General features: G+C 32.4%; 20 protein-coding genes. All 20 read left to right on the top strand.

Annotated features, from left to right (window positions below):
- The first annotated feature begins 203 nt into the window (after positions 1-203).
- From purE to IKZ35_01700, 20 genes are read left to right on the top strand one after another with little or no spacing between them, the layout of a single operon-like run.
- The gene (purE, locus tag IKZ35_01795; protein ID MBR4892697.1) at positions 204-713 is read left to right on the top strand and encodes a 5-(carboxyamino)imidazole ribonucleotide mutase; all 510 of its coding nucleotides are present in this window, start codon (positions 204-206) and stop codon (positions 711-713) included.
- Between the two features lie 19 nt (positions 714-732).
- Positions 733-2,190, top strand: coding sequence for an amidophosphoribosyltransferase (locus IKZ35_01790; GenBank protein ID MBR4892696.1), 1,458 nt, complete (start codon positions 733-735; stop codon positions 2,188-2,190).
- Between the two features lie 22 nt (positions 2,191-2,212).
- Positions 2,213-3,253 carry a phosphoribosylformylglycinamidine cyclo-ligase gene (locus IKZ35_01785; protein MBR4892695.1) on the top strand — a complete coding sequence of 347 codons (1,041 nt, stop codon included), beginning with the start codon at positions 2,213-2,215 and terminating at the stop codon, positions 3,251-3,253.
- Positions 3,247-3,828: a phosphoribosylglycinamide formyltransferase gene (locus IKZ35_01780; protein MBR4892694.1), complete on the top strand. Its 582-nt coding sequence runs from the start codon at positions 3,247-3,249 to the stop codon at positions 3,826-3,828. The genes IKZ35_01785 and IKZ35_01780 overlap by 7 nt, the downstream gene beginning before the upstream one ends.
- The gene (locus IKZ35_01775) at positions 3,828-4,529 is read left to right on the top strand and encodes an IMP cyclohydrolase (GenBank protein MBR4892693.1); all 702 of its coding nucleotides are present in this window, start codon (positions 3,828-3,830) and stop codon (positions 4,527-4,529) included. The genes IKZ35_01780 and IKZ35_01775 overlap by 1 nt, the downstream gene beginning before the upstream one ends.
- 11 nt (positions 4,530-4,540) lie before the next feature.
- A complete protein-coding gene (locus tag IKZ35_01770; protein ID MBR4892692.1) occupies positions 4,541-5,713 on the top strand; it encodes a phosphoribosylaminoimidazolecarboxamide formyltransferase in 1,173 nt (390 codons plus the stop codon).
- Between the two features lie 25 nt (positions 5,714-5,738).
- Positions 5,739-6,995 carry a phosphoribosylamine--glycine ligase gene (gene purD, locus IKZ35_01765; GenBank protein ID MBR4892691.1) on the top strand — a complete coding sequence of 419 codons (1,257 nt, stop codon included), beginning with the start codon at positions 5,739-5,741 and terminating at the stop codon, positions 6,993-6,995.
- Positions 6,992-8,143, top strand: a complete 1,152-nt coding sequence (locus IKZ35_01760) for an SAM-dependent methyltransferase (GenBank protein ID MBR4892690.1) — start codon at positions 6,992-6,994, stop codon at positions 8,141-8,143. Before purD ends, IKZ35_01760 begins: the two co-directional genes overlap by 4 nt.
- On the top strand, positions 8,140-8,325 hold the full coding sequence (locus IKZ35_01755; GenBank protein ID MBR4892689.1) for a hypothetical protein: 186 nt from the start codon (positions 8,140-8,142) through the stop codon (positions 8,323-8,325). The genes IKZ35_01760 and IKZ35_01755 overlap by 4 nt, the downstream gene beginning before the upstream one ends.
- A 19-nt stretch (positions 8,326-8,344) precedes the next feature.
- Positions 8,345-9,592: a replication-associated recombination protein A gene (locus IKZ35_01750; protein MBR4892688.1), complete on the top strand. Its 1,248-nt coding sequence runs from the start codon at positions 8,345-8,347 to the stop codon at positions 9,590-9,592.
- 57 nt (positions 9,593-9,649) lie between these two features.
- Positions 9,650-11,566, top strand: coding sequence for a methionine--tRNA ligase (gene metG / locus IKZ35_01745; protein ID MBR4892687.1), 1,917 nt, complete (start codon positions 9,650-9,652; stop codon positions 11,564-11,566).
- Positions 11,560-12,324 (top strand): TatD family hydrolase, encoded by a 765-nt coding sequence (locus IKZ35_01740; protein MBR4892686.1) that lies wholly within the window; start codon positions 11,560-11,562, stop codon positions 12,322-12,324. Before metG ends, IKZ35_01740 begins: the two co-directional genes overlap by 7 nt.
- Before the next feature lie 2 nt (positions 12,325-12,326).
- Positions 12,327-13,010 (top strand): SAM-dependent methyltransferase, encoded by a 684-nt coding sequence (locus IKZ35_01735; protein MBR4892685.1) that lies wholly within the window; start codon positions 12,327-12,329, stop codon positions 13,008-13,010.
- On the top strand, positions 13,003-13,767 hold the full coding sequence (locus IKZ35_01730) for a Nif3-like dinuclear metal center hexameric protein (GenBank protein ID MBR4892684.1): 765 nt from the start codon (positions 13,003-13,005) through the stop codon (positions 13,765-13,767). The genes IKZ35_01735 and IKZ35_01730 overlap by 8 nt, the downstream gene beginning before the upstream one ends.
- A 9-nt stretch (positions 13,768-13,776) precedes the next feature.
- Positions 13,777-16,107 (top strand): UvrD-helicase domain-containing protein, encoded by a 2,331-nt coding sequence (locus IKZ35_01725; GenBank protein MBR4892683.1) that lies wholly within the window; start codon positions 13,777-13,779, stop codon positions 16,105-16,107.
- A 1-nt stretch (position 16,108) separates the two neighbouring features.
- Positions 16,109-16,315, top strand: coding sequence for a DUF896 domain-containing protein (locus IKZ35_01720; protein ID MBR4892682.1), 207 nt, complete (start codon positions 16,109-16,111; stop codon positions 16,313-16,315).
- A gap of 31 nt (positions 16,316-16,346) precedes the next feature.
- Positions 16,347-17,198: a MurR/RpiR family transcriptional regulator gene (locus IKZ35_01715; protein MBR4892681.1), complete on the top strand. Its 852-nt coding sequence runs from the start codon at positions 16,347-16,349 to the stop codon at positions 17,196-17,198.
- Positions 17,195-18,409 (top strand): NAD(P)/FAD-dependent oxidoreductase, encoded by a 1,215-nt coding sequence (locus tag IKZ35_01710; GenBank protein ID MBR4892680.1) that lies wholly within the window; start codon positions 17,195-17,197, stop codon positions 18,407-18,409. The genes IKZ35_01715 and IKZ35_01710 overlap by 4 nt, the downstream gene beginning before the upstream one ends.
- A gap of 11 nt (positions 18,410-18,420) precedes the next feature.
- Complete coding sequence (locus IKZ35_01705; protein ID MBR4892679.1) at positions 18,421-19,077, top strand: (d)CMP kinase; 657 nt, start codon at positions 18,421-18,423, stop codon at positions 19,075-19,077.
- Positions 19,078-19,092: 15 nt separating this feature from the next.
- Positions 19,093-19,671 carry a 1-acyl-sn-glycerol-3-phosphate acyltransferase gene (locus IKZ35_01700; protein MBR4892678.1) on the top strand — a complete coding sequence of 193 codons (579 nt, stop codon included), beginning with the start codon at positions 19,093-19,095 and terminating at the stop codon, positions 19,669-19,671.
- Positions 19,672-19,960 lie beyond the last annotated feature (289 nt).

The raw sequence follows: 19,960 nt of genomic DNA, 5'->3' as shown, positions 1-19,960 counted from the left end.
TACTGAAAATTCAGTACGCTTTTTTAGCGGTATATTTCATTATTTTATTTTTTTGTTAAAAATGTTACATTTTAATTATATTTTCCACTGTTTTTCTATAATTTTATTATCCGTTTCTATTGAATTTTATTATATAATATGTTATCATTAAATGAATTATAATGCGTTAATATTTTTTATAATAAACAAGCGAGGGAAGAATTATGAACAAAAATCCAAAAGTTGCTCTTATTATGGGCAGTGATTCAGATTATGAAGTATTAAAACCTGCAATAAGTTTTTTAAAGGAAAACGGTGTTGAAGTTATGTGTAATGTTATGAGTGCACACAGAACTCCTGACCTTGCCAAAGACTTTGCAAAGAATGCAGAAGATAACGGAATAGAAGTAATTATAGCGGCAGCCGGTATGGCGGCTCATCTTCCGGGCGTTCTTGCTGCGTTTACAACGGTTCCTGTTATAGGAATTCCTGTTAAAGGGAAAGCATTAGACGGTATGGATGCTCTTTATTCTATTGTTCAGATGCCTGCAGGTATCCCGGTTGCAACTGTTGGTATAGATAATTCCAAAAATGCTGCAATACTTGCTGTTCAGATTCTTTCTTTAAAATATCCTTATCTTAAAGATAATATGAAAAAATTTAAAGAAGATATGAAAAATGAAGTTATAAAAAAAGATGAAAGACTTCAACAAAAAATCAAAGCAGAATGTTAGTTTTTAGAGGAGTAATTAAATGAACACTTTGGATATTAAAGATTTTGAAAAAATAAAAGAAGAATGTGGTGTATTCGGTATATTTTCCAATGAGGAAAATCTTGATGTAGCCCGTCTTACAAATTTTGGTCTGTTTGCTATTCAGCACAGAGGTCAGGATGCTTGTGGTATAGCAGTTAATGATAACGGAACGATTGTATATCATAAAAATTTAGGTACTGTTCCTGAAGTTTTTGACGATGTGGTGCTTAACCACTTAACAGGGCAGATTGCAGTTGGCCATGTCCGTGCGGCAACTGCTGAGAGTAATTCAAGAGAAAACGCTCAGCCTCTTGTTACCAAATATGTAAAAGGAACATTAACTCTTGCCCACAACGGAACACTTACCAATGCAAAAAGTTTAAGAGAAGAATTAGAACAATCAGGTGCACTTTTCCAGGGAACAAGTGATACTGAAATTCTTGCATATCTTATTGCAAAAGAAAGGTTGTTTACCCATTCAGTAGAAGATGCGATTGAAAATATGCTTAAAAAAATTATAGGTGCATATGCATTTATAGTTATGTCTCCGTCAAAACTTATCGGCGTAAGAGACCCTAAAGGTATGAAACCTTTATGTATCGGTAAATATAAAAATTCATATGTTTTAGCATCTGAATCTGTTGCTTTTGATGCGATAAATGCAGAATTTGTAAGAGATGTTGAACCAGGCGAAATTGTTGTTATCACAAAAGACGGTATAAAATCAATTTTACCTAAACAAAAATGCGATTCAAAACTTTGTATATTTGAGCATGTATACTTTGCAAGACCTGACAGTATAATTGACGGTGCGAGTGTATATGATGCAAGAAAAGAAGCAGGTAGATATTTAGCCCGTCAGAAACCTGTTGAAGCAGATGTTGTTATTGCTGCACCCGATTCAGGAATATCTGCGGCAATAGGCTATTCGCAGGAATCAGGCATTCCTTATGAAGTAGGGCTTATGAAAAACAGATATATTGCAAGAACATTCATTCAGCCTACTCAGGAAATGAGAGAAAATGCAGTTAGAATTAAACTTAATGCCCTAAAGAGTGTTGTGAATGGTAAAAGAGTTATTTTAATTGATGACTCTATCGTTAGGGGCACAACTTCAAAAAGAGTTGTTTCTCTGTTAAGGGAAGCAGGGGCAAAAGAAGTTCATATGAGAATAAGTTCACCTGCATTTTTATATCCTTGTTATTTCGGAACTGATGTTGGTTCACAGAGCGACCTTGTTGCAGTTGACAGAACAGTTGATGAAATAAATGAACTTATAGGCTCAGATTCACTTGATTATTTAACACTGGAAAATCTTCTTAAAACACCAATAGGTTCAAAATGCGGATTCTGTACAGCATGTTTTACCGGAGAATATCCAATAGATATAAGCGAAGTTTCAAGCAAAAGTGATTTTAGTCCTCACTACATTAAAAAACTCTATATAAACAAATAAGATTTAAAAGGAGATACAGATTATGAGTAATGCATATAAAGCAGCCGGTGTTGACGTTACAGCCGGATATGAAGCAGTTAATTTAATGAAAAAACACGTTAAGAAAACATTTATTGATGGTGTTATGACAGATATTGGCGGATTTGGCGGTCTTTTTGAGATTGGCACAAATTATAAAAATCCTGTTTTGGTATCAGGCACAGACGGTGTTGGTACTAAACTTAAAATTGCTTTTTTAACAGACAAGCATAACACAATTGGTCAGGATTGTGTTGCAATGTGTGCAAATGATATTGCATGTTCAGGCGCTAAACCATTGTTTTTCCTTGATTATCTTGCAGTTGGTAAAAATGTTCCTGAAAAGGTTGCAGATATCGTTTCAGGTGTTGCTGACGGATGTGTTATGTCAGGCTGTGCGCTTATCGGTGGCGAAACTGCAGAAATGCCAGGTTTTTATTCTGTTGATGAATATGACCTTGCAGGTTTCTGCGTTGGTATAGTTGACAAAGAAAATATTATAGACGGTAAAAGCATCAGTGTTGGGGATACTTTGATTGGTGTTGCATCAAGTGGTGTTCACTCAAACGGTTATTCTCTTGTAAGAAAAATATTTGACCTAAACTGTGAAGATTCTTTAGCAAAAGATAAACTTAATAAATATTATGACGAACTTGGTAAAACTCTTGGAGAAGAACTTATCACACCTACAAAGATTTATGTTAAGACTATCTTAGGTCTTAACGAACAAGTTAAAATTAAAGGTATCTCTCATATTACAGGTGGAGGTTTTTACGAAAATATTCCAAGAATGTTAAATGAAGGTCAGTCTGCAAAGGTTATAAAAGACTCTTTTGAAGTGCTTCCTATATTTAAACTTATGGCAAAACTTGGAGAAGTTTCCCAAAAAGATATGTTTAACACATTTAATATGGGAATAGGTCTTGTTATGGCAGTTGATAAAAATGATGCCGAAAAAGCAGTTGACATTCTTAACAAGATGGGCGAAAATGCATACATAATCGGTGAAGTTATAAGTGGCACAAGGGAAGTGGAAATATGCTAAATATTGCAGTTTTAGTTTCCGGCTCCGGAAGTAATCTTCAGGCTATTATCGATGAAATGGAAAAGGGCGAAATTAACGGTAAAATAGTTACTGTTGTTTCAAATAAAGAGGGAGTATACGCAATAGAACGTGCGAAAAATCACAATATTCCTAATAAAGTTATAATAAGTAAAGGCAATGATAACTTCTGTGATGAACTGCTTTTACATCTTAGAGAAAACAAAGTAGACCTTATCGTTCTTGCAGGATTTTTGTATATTTTAAAGGGCGATATTTTAAAAGAATATTCAGACAGAATAATAAATGTTCATCCGTCTTTAATTCCGTCTTTTTGCGGCGATGGTTTTTATGGGCTTAAAGTTCATGAAGAAGCACTTAATTACGGTGTTAAAGTAACAGGTGCAACAGTTCATTATGTTAACGAGATAACAGACGGAGGAAAAATTATTCTGCAAAAGGCAGTAGATATAAAAGAGGGGGACACTCCTGAAATTCTTCAGAGAAGAGTTATGGAAGAAGCAGAGTGGAAAATACTTCCTCAGGCTGTAAAATTAATTTGTAACGGAGGGTTATAATGAAACTACTTAATTTATATGATGAATTAAAAAATAATACCTATCCTGGAAGAGGTATAGTAATCGGAAAATGTGATTGCGGTTGCTCTATGGTTATAGCGTATTTTATAATGGGAAGAAGCGAAAACAGTCGTAACAGAATATTTTTAGAAGACGGAGAGGGCATTAAAACCAAGGCATTTGACGAAAAGAAATTGGTTGACCCAAGCCTTATCATTTATTCTCCTGTAAGAGTAATAGATTCTAAAACAATAGTTACAAACGGAGACCAGACTGATACAGTTTATGATTTTATAAAAGACGGTAAAACTTTTGAAGAAGCGTTAAGAACAAGAAGATATGAGCCTGATGCTCCAAACTTCACACCAAGAATTTCAGGTATCGTTGAAGGCGATTTTTATAAATTGTCAATTCTAAAAAGTGCTGACGGCGATGGCGACGGCGACCACAGATATTTTTACGAATATTATAACACTAAACCAGGAATCGGTCATTTTATTCATACATATAAATGCGACGGTAATCCTATTCCATCTTTTGAGGGAGAGCCTGAAAAAGTAGAATTAAAAGGCGATATTGATACATTTACAAAAAATGTATGGGAAGCATTAAACCCTGATAATAAAGTTTCTTTATTTGTAAGATACATCAACTTAGAAACAGGAAAATCTGACACAAGAATTATCAATAAAAATGTATAAAGGTGATTAAGATGAAAGAAATAGAATTAAAATATGGTTGTAATCCAAACCAGAAACCTGCAAAAATATTTGCAAAAAACGGTGAATTACCACTTAAAGTATTAAACGGAAAACCAGGATATATAAATTTTCTTGATGCTTTTAACAGTTTTCAGCTTGTAAAAGAATTAAAGAAAGCAACTAATCTTCCTGCTGCTGCATCTTTTAAACATGTAAGCCCTGCAGGTGCTGCAGTTTACAGAGAAATGTCTGATACTTTAAAGAAAATATATTTTGTTGATGATTTGGAACTTTCTCCACTTGCTACTGCATATGCTGCAGCAAGAGGTGCTGACAGAATGTCATCATACGGTGATTTTATCGCGCTTTCTGAAATTTGTGATGTGCCGACTGCAAAACTTATCCACAGAGAAGTTTCAGACGGTGTTATTGCTCCTGGTTATGAGCCTGAAGCATTAGAAATTTTAAAATCAAAAAGAAAAGGAACATATAATATAATCGAAATGGATATTAACTATGTTCCAGAAGTAATAGAACATAAAGACTGTTTTGGAATAACCTTTGAACAGGGAAGAAACAATATTGAAATCAATATGGATGCTCTCTCACAAATTGTAACTGATAACAAGGAAATTCCTGAAAATGCAAAGATTGATTTGCTTATAGCGCTTATAACACTTAAATATACTCAGTCAAACTCTGTATGTTATGTTAAAGACGGACAGGCTATCGGTATCGGAGCAGGTCAGCAATCAAGAATTCACTGTACACGTCTTGCAGGTAATAAGGCAGATGTATGGTATCTAAGACAGCACGAAAAAGTTCTTAATCTTCCTTTTAAAGAAGATATAAGACGAGCTGACAGAGATAATACAATAGATGTATATGTTTCTGACGATTATATGGATGTTTTGGAAGACGGAATATGGGAAAACTTCTTTACTAAAAAACCTGAGCCTTTAACAAGAGAAGAAAAGAAAGAATGGTTAAAAACTCTTGATAATGTTGCATTAGGTTCTGACGCTTTCTTCCCGTTTGGCGATAATATTGAAAGAGCACATAAGAGCGGAGTTAAATATATTGCTCAACCGGGTGGTTCTATCCGTGATGATAATGTTATAGAAACCTGTAATAAATATGGTATAGCAATGGCGTTTAACGGTATAAGACTGTTCCACCATTAAAATTAAATTTGAGAGGAAAACTTTTATGAATATATTAGTTGTGGGAAGTGGCGGAAGAGAACATGCCATTGTTAAAAAAATAAGTGAAAGTAAAAAAGTATCTAAAATATATTGCGCACCAGGTAACGGTGGCATTTCAGATATAGCAGAATGTGTACCGATAAAGGTAATGGAATTTGATAAACTTATCGAATTCGCAAAATCAAATAATATTGACCTTACAGTTATCGGCCCTGACGATCCGTTGGTATACGGAATATCTGATGCATTTATAAATGCAGGTCTTAAAGTTTTCGGTCCTGTTAAAGAGGGAGCGCAGATAGAAGGAAGTAAAGTTTTTTCAAAAGAACTTATGAAAAAATATAACATTCCTACTGCAAAATACGAAGTCTTTGAAGACTATGATAAAGCATTAAATTATATCAAAAGCGAAAATACATATCCTGCAGTTATTAAAGCAGAAGGTTTAGCGCTTGGAAAAGGCGTTATAATTGCCAATGATTTTGATGAGGCACAAGATGCTTTAAAAGAAATTATGGTTGATAAAATATTTGGCGATTCAGGCAACCGTGTTGTTATAGAAGAATTTTTAACAGGCCCTGAAATATCCGTTTTATCATTCTGCGACGGAGAAACTATTGTTCCTATGGTTTCTGCTCAGGACCACAAGAGAGCATATGATAACGATAAAGGCCCTAACACAGGTGGAATGGGTACATTCTCTCCAAGCAGAATTTATACAAAAGAACTTGAAGATGAATGTATGAATAATATCTTTATTCCAACTGTAAAGGCATTAAGAAGCGAAGGAATTATCTATAAAGGAGTAATTTTCTTCGGGCTTATGTCAACAAAAAACGGAGTAAAGGTTATAGAATATAACGCAAGATTTGGCGACCCTGAAACTCAGGTTGTTCTTCCTCGCCTTAAAACAGATATTGTGGATATATTCTGTGCAGTATGCGATGGCACATTAGATAAGATAAATGTTGAGTGGGAAGATAATGCTTGTGTATGCGTTGTTGAAGCATCAGGCGGTTACCCTAAAAAATATCAGACAGGCTATGAAATTTACGGTCTTGATACTGTGTCAGATAATGTTTTTGTTTATCATGCAGGAACTAAAAAAGAAGACGGAAAATACTATACTCAGGGTGGCAGAGTGCTTGGTATAACAGCAAAATCAAAAGACCTTGATACTGCAATAGCCGATGCATATAATGCTGTTGATAATATAACTTTTACTGATGTTCATTACAGAAAGGATATCGGCATAAAATGATAAGTCAGAGTATTGCCAAAGTAAATTTATTTCTTCAAAGTTTATGTGTAAAACTTGAAGAAAATAATGATATATTTAAAAGCATACTTGTTACATATAAATCAGGTGTTAAGGAATACTTTTTAAAAATTTATTATGAAGATAGCCTTGTTGTTGATTACCTTGGCGAAAAAAGAGAAATTAAAATAAAAGATATTCCTTATGTTATATCAAAAGAACTTGATAAGTATGACAGTGTAGTTATAGATTATATTGACAGAATTTCCACATTGGAAATTGTAGCAGATAATAAAAATGTATATTCAACCAACAAGAAAACATCAAGTGAAGATATAGTTGTTAAAAATTCTACTGTTGGCGGAAGAGAATATATAATAAAAGGGGAAAGCTCTGAGCCTCTTCTTAAGGCTATAGGAATAATGGCGGATAACGGTAAAATCAAAAATGATATGGTAAGAAAATATAACCAGATTGACCGTTTTATTGAACTTATTTCTGATATTGATTTTTCCAAAGACTCTAATATTTTAGACTGTGCGTGTGGGAAAAGTTATCTTTCTTTTGCTGTAAACTACTATGTAACAGAAATTCTTAAAAAGAAATGTTTTGTTTATGGTATTGACTATAACGAAGATGTTATTAAAGCGTCAAATAAAATAAAAGAGCAACTTAATTACAACAATATGCAGTTTTTAAAGGAAGACTTAAGGGAATTTTATTTAAATAAAAAAATAGACCTTGTAATTTCTCTTCATGCATGCGATATTGCAACCGATTATGCTATTTATTCGGGTATAAAGCATAAATCAAAAGCAATAATATGTGTTCCTTGTTGCCATAAAGAGTTATCTAATCAGATTAAATATGAGCCATTTTCAGATATTTTAAAACATGGTATATTTAATCGCAGATTTTGTGATATATTAACCGATGCATTAAGAACACTTCTTTTGGAGGCAAACGGATATAAGGTTTCAGTTATTGAATATACTTCTCCGCTTGATACTCCTAAAAATATAATGTTAAAAGCAATAAAAGTGTCTTCCAAGAATGAAAAGGCACTTAACAAATACTATGAACTTAAAAAACAGTTTGGTGTAAACCCTACTCTTGAATGGCTTCTTACATCGGATGAGGTGAATGTATGAAAAAATGTGTTTTATATGACAGAGATTGTATAGATTGCAACGAATGTAATATTTGTGATTTGGATTCTAACAAGATTTGTGATAACTGTGAAAAATGCCTTCATCTTGAAGATAATGACTATAAAGGAGTAGTTATTGACGAAATTTTATCAGAAAAAGACTACACTAAAGATGAAGAATAAAAAATAGGGGGTGGAGAAAATTAAGCCTTTAGCAGACAGAATAAGACCGCTTGATATAAATGAAGTTTTTGGTCAGGAACATTTGATTGGAGAAGGCAAAATATTAAGGAATATTATTGAAACAAAAAATATTCCCAATATGATTTTCTACGGGCCACCCGGAACAGGCAAAACTACTATTGCCAATATTCTTGCGAATATTTCAAATAAAAAACTATATAAATTAAATGCAACTAATGCATCCGTTTCGGATATAAAAGATATAATTGACGACCTTGGAGGCTTTGACTCTATGGGAGGCGTTTTATTATATTTAGACGAAATTCAGAATTTTAATAAAAAGCAACAGCAATCTTTATTATCATTTATAGAAGACGGAAGTATAACACTGATAGCATCCACAACTGAAAATCCGTATTTTTATGTTTATAATGCTATTTTATCGCGTTCATCAGTTTTTGAATTTAAACCGTTAACAACTTCTGATGTTAAAAAAGCAGTATTAAGAGCAATAAAAATACTTAACGAAGAAAGAAAAGTATCTTTTTCATCTGATGCCATAAACCATATATGCGAAGTAAGTGGCGGAGATGTAAGAAGTGCTGTCAATATGGTTGAACTTTTATATTTTTCTAAAATGGATGAAAGTGAAATTACTTTGGAAGAAGTAGAAAACGCCATATTTAAAAAATCGTTAAGGTCTGATAAATCGGATGATAATCATTATGATGTCTTAAGTGCATTTCAGAAGTCTGTAAGGGGAAGCGCCCCTGACGCTGCAATACATTATCTTGCAAGGCTTATAGAGGGCGGAGATATAAAATCTGCCATAAGAAGACTTTTGGTAATTGCGAGTGAAGATATCGGCCTTGCTTATCCTCAGGCAGCAAGTATTGTTAATTCTCTATGTAATTCTGCACTTATGCTTGGTTTACCTGAAGCAAGAATACCTCTTGCACAGGCTACAATTCTTCTTGCTACTTCTCCTAAATCAAATTCTTCAATATCTGCAATAGACAGTGCTATATTTGATTTAAAGAATAAAGACTGCGGAGATATTCCTCTCCATTTAAAAGATGCGCATTACAGCGGAGCATCAAAATTAGGAAGAGGAAAAGAATATAAATACCCTCATTCTTATACTGATTCATATGTTTTGCAACAGTATCTTCCGGATAATATCAAAAATGCAAAATATTATGAATATGGTAATAATAAAGTTGAAAGAGCAACTAAAGAATATTGGGAAAAAATAAAAGGGAAATAAGAACATCACTAAAAATTAAAAGTTTTTTGTGAAATTATATATAAAGGAATGAAGAATATGAAAGAAAAATTCTATATAACAACTGCCATTGCATATGCATCAAGAAAACCTCATATTGGAAACACTTATGAAATCGTATTATCTGATGCTATTGCAAGATTTAAAAGACTTTTAGGATACGATGTATATTTTCTGACAGGTACAGATGAACACGGTCAGAAAATTCAGTTAGAGGCAGAAAAACAGGGTATAAACCCTCAGGAATATGTTGATAAAGTTGCAGGGGATATAAAAGTTATCTGGGATTTAATGAATACTACCTATAACCAGTTTATAAGAACAACTGACCCTATGCATAAGAAAACAGTTCAGAAAATTTTTAAGAAACTGTATGACAAAGGGGATATTTATAAGGGAGAATACGAAGGGCATTATTGCACACCTTGTGAATCTTTCTTTACTAAAACCCAACTTGTAGATGGTAAATGTCCTGACTGTGGAAGAGAAGTAACTCTTACTAAAGAGGAAGCATATTTCTTTAAAATGAGCAAATATGCAGACAGATTGATTGAATATATTGAAAATAATCCTGATTTTATTGTGCCTGAATCAAGAAAAAAAGAAATGGTAAATAATTTCTTAAAAGCAGGTCTTCAGGATTTATGTGTATCCCGTACATCTTTTACATGGGGTGTTCCTGTTACATTTGACGAAGGGCATGTTATATATGTGTGGATAGATGCATTGTCAAACTATATCACAGCATTAGGTTATGACCCTGAAAATCCGTCAGAATTATTTAATAAAAACTGGCCATGTGATGTTCATGTTATCGGAAAAGATATTTTAAGATTCCATACTATTTACTGGCCTATTATGCTTATGGCTCTTGATATTCCTCTTCCTAAGCAGATTTTCGGCCATCCTTGGTTATTATCAGGCGATGATAAAATGAGTAAATCTAAGGGAAATGTTATGTATGCTGATGACCTTGTTCGTCACTTTGGCGTTGACGGGGTTAGATTTTATCTTCTATCTGAAATGCCATACGCTCAGGACGGTACAATAAGTTATGATAATATTATAGCAAGATATAATTCTGAACTTGCAAACACATTGGGTAACCTTGTTAACCGTTCGGTTGCAATGGTTAACAAATATTTTGGCGGAGTTATCGAAAAATCATCATATGAAGATGAATATTCTAAAGACTTAAAAGAATGTGCTTTAAATACAGTTAAAATTGTTACTGATAAAATGAACGAATTTAAAGTAAGCGATGCTTTGTCTGAAATATTCAATCTTTTAAGAAGAAGTAATAAATATATAGATGAAACAACTCCATGGGTTCTTGCAAAGAATGAAGAAGATAAGGATAAACTTAACGCCTGTCTTTATAATCTTATAGAAACAATAAGAATTTCTGCTGTGCTTTTATCTTCATTTCTTCCTGAAACATCTTTAAATATACTTTCACAGATAAATATTAAAGATGTGTCATACGAAAGTATTAAAACATTCGGTAATATAGAAAACTCTCATAAAGTAGGGGAAGGCTCACCTTTATTCGCAAGAATTGACGAGGGCGAAAAGTTGAAAGAAATTGAAGCAGAAATTGAAGCATCCACAGTTAAAGCACCTGAATTTAAGGAAGAAATTGAGTTTTCAGATTTTGAAAAATTAGATTTAAGAGTAGCAAAAGTTATAAACTGCGAAAAGGTTGAAAAAGCAGATAAACTTCTTAAATTTACTCTCGATGTTTCTGGTACTACCAGAACAATAGTTTCAGGCATTGCAAAATATTATAAGCCCGAAGATTTAATAGGTAAAAATGTTGTTATAATTGCAAACCTAAAACCTGTTAAATTAAGAGGAATTATGTCAGAAGGAATGATTTTATCTTCTGATGATAATGGCAGTATAAAAATAGTTGAAATTGACGGCTTGGTTAATTCAGGAGCGACTATATGCTAAGTTTTTTTGATTCACATGCTCATTATATGGATGAAAGATTTGATGAAGACAGAAACGAACTTCTTATTTCACTTAATAAAGAAGAAAATGTGGAATATATTATGAATGTTTCTTATGATATACCTTCGTCTTATAAAACCGCTCAACTATGTGATAAATATAATTTTTGTCTTGGTGCAGTCGGTGTTCATCCGCATGATGCAGATTCTGTAACCAACAGCGACTATGACTTATTAAGAAAACTTTGCGAACATAAAAAGATTCTGGCAATAGGCGAAACAGGCCTTGATTATCACTATGATAATTCAGAAAGAGAAAAGCAGAAGATAGAATTTGCAAATCATCTTGATTTGGCAAAAGAACTTAAACTGCCTGTTATAATTCACGAAAGAGAAGCAGTTAAAGACGCGCTTGATATTGTGCTTTCAAAAGATAATGTTGGTGTTTTTCATTGTTTCTCAGGTAGTGTGGAAACTGCAAGGATATTATTAAATAAAGGTTATTATATTTCATTTGCAGGGCCCGTAACATTTAAGAACGCAAAATATGTAAAGGAAGTTGCAAAGTATGTTCCCGATGACAGGTTTTTAATAGAAACCGATTGTCCGTATCTTGCTCCTCATCCAAAAAGAGGGGAAAGGAACAATTCTTCCAATTTAAAATATATTGTAGAAGAAATTGCAACTTTAAGAGAAGACACAGTAGAAAATATAGCAAAATTAAGTTTTGATAATGCCAGAAGATTATTTGGAGTGTAAATATGTTAACTAACAGATTGGAAACTGTAAAAAATCTTGTAGAAAAATCAGATACTGTTTTTGATGTGGGAACTGACCATGGTTATGTTCCCATATCTTTAATAAAGGAAAAAAGAGCAAACAGGGTAATTGCTGCAGATATAAATATAGGGCCGCTTGACAATGCTAAGAAAAATATCCGTCTTGCAGGTCTTAGCGAAAAAATAGAACTTAGATTAGGCAGTGGAATATGCCCTATGCAAAAAGACGAAGCAGATACTGTTATTATTGCAGGGATGGGTGGAATACTAATCTCTGAAATCTTAAACGAAAGTTACGAAAAAGCGCAATGCGTTAATAAATTTATTCTTCAGCCTATGTATTCTCAGGACTATTTAAGAAAATATCTTATAAACAATGGGTTTAAAATAGTAAAAGAAATACTCTCAAAAGAGAATGAGAAGATATACAATATTTTAGTTGTAACGCCTGGAAAAGAAGAAAAAAATTATGACAATGAAAGTTTCTTGATTTTAGGGCATCCAGATAATCATAATAAAGACGATATTTATAACTATTACATAAAATTAAGAAGAAAACAGGCACTAAATGTTTTAGATAAGTTGAATAATGCTAAATCTGATAAAGAGGAAGAAAAGAATAGGTTAAAAACTTTTCTTTTGGATGTGGAGAAATATTATGAGTAAACTTAGAAAAATTTATGATATTTTTGAAAGAGAATTTCCATCGAATTTAAAAGAAGAATGGGATAATGTGGGCCTTATGGTAGGAGATTTAGACTGTGAAATCTCTAAAGTTTTAGTAGCGCTTGATTGCACAATGGATGTAATAGATGAGGCTATAAGTATAGGTGCAAACCTTATTATCACACATCATCCTTTTATATTCTCGCCACTTTTTTCTATTGATTATTCTCTAAACTTCGGTAAAAAGATAAAAAAAATTACAGACAATAATATAAACATACTATCATATCACACAAATTTTGATAAAGCAAAATGCGGCACTGCATATGCACTCGCAAAAATTCTCGACCTTTTTAATGTAAAAAATTTATCAGACGCTGAATTTTCTCTTGGCAGAATTGGAGAAATTGCTCCTTGCAGTTTAGAAGATTTCTTAAATAAAGTAAAAATTAAACTTAATATTCCTAACCTAAAATATATTGGCGACGAAGAAAAAATAATCAGTAAAGTTGCTGTTATACCTGGCAGTGGAAGTGATTTTTATAAAGAAGCAATAGAATGTGGCGCTGATGCTGTTGTTACCAGTGAGGTTAAGCACCACATAGCCATTGAATGTATGGAATGTGGGATAGCAATTATTGATGCAGGACATTTTGAAACTGAAAATATTGCACTTTATGAGATTGAATCACTACTCTCTTGCGAAGTGGAAACTGTTATATCAAAAAAATATACAAAACTTTTTAAATATATATAGAGGATAAAAATGATAAAGGAATTTACCCGCATAAAAAAAGAAATACTTTCTAAAAAGTATAAACATTTAAACCCTGTTCAACGAGATGTTGCATTTAAGGTTGACGGGCCGATACTTATACTTGCAGGTGCAGGAAGTGGTAAAACAACTACCATAACCAACCGTATAAGTTATATGATAAAATACGGTAACAGTTTTAATACAGAGTATCTTCCTAAAAACTTAACCGAAGAATTACTTGAAAGGTTAAGAAATAAAAATTTAGATTTTTATACAGATAATCTTCTTTCTTATAACCCTGTTGACCCTTATAACATCTTAGCCATAACTTTTACCAACAAAGCGGCACAGGAAATGAGAGATAGAATTAAAAATCTTGTTGGGGATATTGCAGATAAAATGTGGATATGCACTTTTCACTCTGCATGTGTTAAAATTTTAAGGCAGGATATAGATAAATTAGGCTATGATAAATCTTTTGCCATATATGATGCAATGGACTCAAAAACCCTTATTAAAGACTGTATGGACGAACTTCATATAGATGAAAAGGTTATTTCTCATAAAGTGTTTATGTCCTATATTTCTTCTTTTAAAGATAAATATATTTCGCCTGATGAAGTATCAGATTATCAGGGAAAAGATAATATCTCAAATGAAGTTCAAAGAGTGTATAAACTTTATCAGGCAAAACTTAAAAAGTTTAACGCCCTTGATTTTGATGATTTGATTTTTCAGACAGTGCGACTTTTTAAAACTCAAAAAGAAGTATTATCAAAATGGCAGAATCGTTTTAAATATATTGTGGTGGACGAATATCAGGACACATCTAAAATTCAGTATATGCTTATTTCTCTTTTGGGTAAGGTAAGCAAGAATGTGTGCGTGGTAGGGGATGATGACCAGAGTATTTATAAATTCAGAGGGGCGGATATTTCCAATATACTATCCTTTGAAAAGCAGTTTGATAATGCAGAAGTTATAAAGTTAGAGCAGAATTATCGTTCTACAAAAAATATATTAAACAGTGCAAATTCTGTAATTGCCAATAATATTAAAAGAAAAAACAAGAAATTGTGGACCGATAATCAGGAAGGCGAAAAAATCAATCTTTTAAATCCTTATGACGAGAAAGATGAAGCGGCAAAAATTGGGGATGTTATTGAAAACTATGTAAAAAAAGGCAATAGATACAGTGATGTTGCCATTTTATATAGAATGAATGCACAGTCCCGTGCTATTGAAGAATATTTCTTAAGAAATGCCATTCCTCACAGAGTTGTCGGTGGCTTAAGATTCTTTGATAGAAAAGAAATCAAAGATATTATTGCATATATGCGAATAGGTTTTAACTCTAAAGACGATATAAGTTTTAAAAGAGTTATAAACGAGCCAAAAAGGGGTATCGGTAAAACTGCAATAGAAAGAATATCTGATATTGCGTTAAACGAAGGAATATCACTTTTTGAAGTGTGCGAAAAAATAGAAACTTACGATGAACTTTCAAGATATCATAAAACATTAAGAGACTTTGTAAAACTGATTTATGACTTTAGGGTAGAACTTTCTGATATCGAGGCTTATCTTAATATTGTTATAAACGGTTCAGGGTATCTTGATATGTTGGAAAAAGAAGGTACGATTGAAGCAAGAACAAGGGTTGAAAACATAAGCGAACTTAAATCTATGGTAAAAGAGTTTAAAGAAAATGAAGAAGAACCATCGGTGTCTTCTTTCTTAGAAAATATGGCACTTTTATCTGATATAGATAATTATGACTCGCAAGAAGATGCAGTAGTGCTTATGAGTATGCACGCAGCAAAAGGCTTGGAATTTAATCTGGTGTTTATAGCAGGGGTAGAAGAGGGTATATTCCCGTCTTCGCGTTCTTTTGGCTCAACGGATGAGTTAGAAGAAGAAAGGCGCCTTATGTATGTTGCCATTACCCGTGCAAAAAAAGAACTTTATATTACAGTAACAGGAAGAAGAACTCTTTTTGGTAACACTATGTTTTCAAGACCTTCAAGGTTTGTAGGAGAAATACCTAAAGAACTTCTTAATGTTGAAACTAAAAGGATGGCGGAAAATAATTATCAGTCTTCCAATGTTTCGCCATTTACAAGAAGTGTTGCAAGTTATGATGTAAATTCTTATGTAAAACCTGTAGAAATTGATTATAAAAAAGGAGACAGAGTTATTCATAAGAAGTTTGGCGAAGGAACAATTAAAGAAATGCTTAAATTGGGGGCAGATTATAAAGTTACCATTCTTTTTGATTCGGGCGAAGAGAAAAATCTTATGGCAACATTTGCAAAATTAGAAAAAATACAGGAGAATTAAAATGACTGATGAACTAATTAAAAGAATAAATTTTCTTTCTAAAAAATCTAAAACTGAGGGTCTTACAGATTTAGAAAAGGAAGAACAGGATAAATTAAGAAAAGAATATATAAGACAGTTTCGTCAAGGAATGCTTAACACTCTTGATAATGTTTATGTTTTAGATAAAGACGGAAATAAAAAGAAAATAGAAAAGAAGAAAAATTAAAAATATTCTGATTTAATAACGAGGTAAAGTTATGCAGGATTTATTAAAAACAATAGAAGCAAGATATTCTACTTTCAGTAAAGGGCATAAAAAAATCGCCGATTATATTTTAAATAACAGTGATAAAGTTGCATATATGACAGCGGCAAAATTAGGCGAAACAGTCGGCGTAAGTGATTCTACCGTTGTGCGTTTCGCAACCGAAATAGGTTTTGAGGGTTATCCTGAATTTTTAAAAAGATTAAAAGAAGTTATTTCAGGAAAATTAACTTCAATTCAGAGAATAGAGATAACATCTTCTTCCTTTAATAAAGAGGGGATACTCGAGAGCGTTATAAACTCTGATATAGATAAACTGAAAAAAACACTTGCAAATATTGATAAAAGCACTTTCGATAATGCCATTAAAGCAATTCTTAATGCTAAAACAATTTATATAGTAGGTGTAAGAAGTTCTGCTTCTTTGGCAGGGTTTTTAGGCTTTTATTTTAATCTTATGTTTGATAATGTTAAACTTATACATACAAACAGTGTAAGTGAAATGTTTGAACAGATTATAAATATTTCTGAAGACGATGTTATAATTGGAATAAGTTTTCCAAGGTATTCAAGAAGAACTTTAAATGCGCTTCAATATGCAAATAAATGCGGAAGTAAAATTATCGCACTTACAGACAGCCATATGTCTCCTTTAACTCAGGTTGCAGATTATTCATTGATTGCAAGAAGTGATATGGCATCTTTTGCAGATTCATTAGTTGCTCCGCTTAGTCTTATCAATGCAATTATTGTGGCTATTGCTATGAGTAAACCTGAAGAAATAGCAGATACATTTAAGAAACTTGAAAATATATGGGATGAATACGAGGTTTATGACAAATGACGACAGATGTAGTTGTTATCGGTGGCGGGCCTGCAGGTCTTATGGCAGCAGGAACAGCGTTAAAGTCCGGGAAAAAAGTTATTATAGTAGAAAAAAATAATATCTTAGGTAAAAAATTGCTTATAACAGGCAAAGGCAGATGTAATGTAACCAACGGTGCAGATATTAGAGAATTTTTTGATTTTATTGTAAGAAACCCGCGTTTTCTATACAGCGCATTTTATAATTTTACCAATCTTGATGTTATGAATTTCTTTGAAGGGTATAATGTTCCTTTGAAGGAAGAAAGGGGAAAAAGAATATTCCCTGTGTCTGACCGTTCAAATGATATTTTATCAGCCTTAAAGCAATATACCAAAGGGGCAGAAAAAATATTTGTAAAAGCAGAAAAGATTATAGTAGAAGATAATAAAGTAACAAAAGTTAAACTTTCAGATAACAGAATTATTAACTGTAATAGCGTTGTTGTTGCAACAGGCGGAATGTCATATCCTTTAACAGGAAGTACAGGGGACGGTTATAATTTTGTTAAACCGTTAGGCCATACAATAACCGAATTAAAACCTGCATTGGTTCCTGTTGTTTTAAAAAGCAGATATCCTAAAATGTTGGAAGGTCTTTCTTTAAAAAATATATCAGTTAATCTTACTGACGAAAACGGAAAAGTTGTCTATTCAGATTTTGGAGAAATGGTATTTACATCAAACGGTGTAAGCGGCCCTGTTATTTTGTCTATGTCATCCTTTGTTGAAGACTCAAAAGATTATACATTATCTATTGACCTAAAACCTGCGCTTGACTATGAAAAATTAGAAAAAAGAATACTTGCTGATTTTTCAAAATACAACAATAAAAATTTCTCCAACGGATTATTTGAACTGCTTCCTAAAAAAATAATTCCGGTAATAATAGAATTATCAGGAATAAATCCTGATACAAAAATCAATCAAATAACAAAAGAGGAAAGAAAAAATCTTTTAAATCTTTTAAAGAACCTGACATTTAAAGTAAAATGCAAAGGAAGTATAGATGAAGCCATTATTACTGATGGTGGGGTAAATGTTAAAGAAATCAACCCTAAAACAATGGAATCAAAATTAGTTCAAGGCTTGTTCTTTGCAGGAGAAATAATTGATGTTCATGGGTATACCGGAGGGTTTAATCTTCAGATAGCGTTTTCAACAGGTTATACTGCAGGAATGAATTGTTAAAGAGGTGTGTTATGAAAACTTATAAAATTGCAATAGACGGACCGGCAGGTGTGGGTAAAAGTTCAACTGCTAAAACAGTTGCAAAAAAACTTTCATTTATATATGTAGATACAGGTGCTATGTACCGCTGTGTTGGTCTTTACTGTATAAAAAATAATCTTAAACCCGAAGAAGTTGTTTCTTTGCGTGATAAGATAAACATTGAGTTAAAATATGAAGATAACAATCAGATTGTTTTCCTTAATAATGAAGATGTATCAAAACAAATAAGAACACCAGAGGTTTCTATTTACGCTTCAAAAGTTGCAGTTATAAAGGAAGTAAGGGATAAACTGGTTTTAATGCAAAAGAAAATGGGAGAGACCACAAGCGTTGTAATGGACGGAAGAGATATAGGAAACCGAGTTTTTCCTGATGCAGATGTTAAAATATTTTTAACTGCATCTTGTGAAGAAAGAGCAAAAAGAAGATATTTAGAACTTGATAAAAAAGTTCCGTATGAAGAAATTTTAGAGGATATAAAGTTCAGGGATAAAAATGATTCAACAAGAGAAATCGACCCTCTTTGTCCTGCTCATGATGCAGTTATAATTGACAACAGTGATTTAACCATGGACGAAACTGTTGAACTTATTTATAATATATGTTTAAAGAAAGTACATAATTAAAAGGAGAATAGGGTTGTGAGTTGGTATAAATTTGTAAGGGGAATACTTACGATATTTGTTAAAGTTTGCTTTCGTGTAAAATATGTAGGCGAGGAAAATATTCCAGATGAAACAGGATATATATTCTGTGCAAATCATATAGGAATGACCGATGCATTCTTTCTTGCATGTAACAGAAAAACAGAATTCCACTTTATTGCTAAAGAAGAAGTAATTAATATTCCAATTATTGGGTGGATACTAAAAAGAGCAAACGTTATTCCTATTAAAAGAGGCTCAGGGGATATCGGTGCAATGAAAAAGGGAATTGAAGTTCTTAATAACAAAAAGTCATTAATTATTTTTCCTGAGGGTACACGCTCAAAAACAGGAGAAATGGGAGAGGCAAAAAATGGTATGGCTCTTCTTATTAAAAAGACAGGCTGCGGAGTTGTACCTTGTGCATTAGTCGGAAAACCTCATTTCTTTAAAACAAATAAATTAGTATACGGAAAGCCTATTGAACCAGGTTTTTTTGAAGGGGAAAAAGACCTTCAGGTTATAACAGATTATATAGTAAAAGAAATTAAAAATTTAATAGAAAAAAATAAATAAAAAATATTTAAAAAAGTGTTGACAAAATGATATATGGTTGTTATAATGTTAAAAGTTGTGTGAACAATTTATGAGAAAAACCAAAAATTTTGTTGACATTTTCTTATTTATTGTGATACAATAAAACTCCACCGTCAAAAGTGGAACGGTCTTTGAAAATTAAACAATATGATGGTCCTTGAAATTTTTTAAATGAGTTTAAAAATGAACCAAGGTAATAAAGGAAAAGCAAGCAAAGAAAAAGCTAGCAAACTAAGTCAGAATTAATTTGAACGATTAATAAATTTTT

This window comes from Clostridia bacterium (genome assembly GCA_017554615.1).
Lineage (GTDB): Bacteria > Bacillota > Clostridia > UMGS1840 > HGM11507 > SIG450.
The sequence above is the reverse complement of the archived record's forward strand: the minus strand, read 5'-3'. Positions and strand labels throughout refer to the sequence as shown.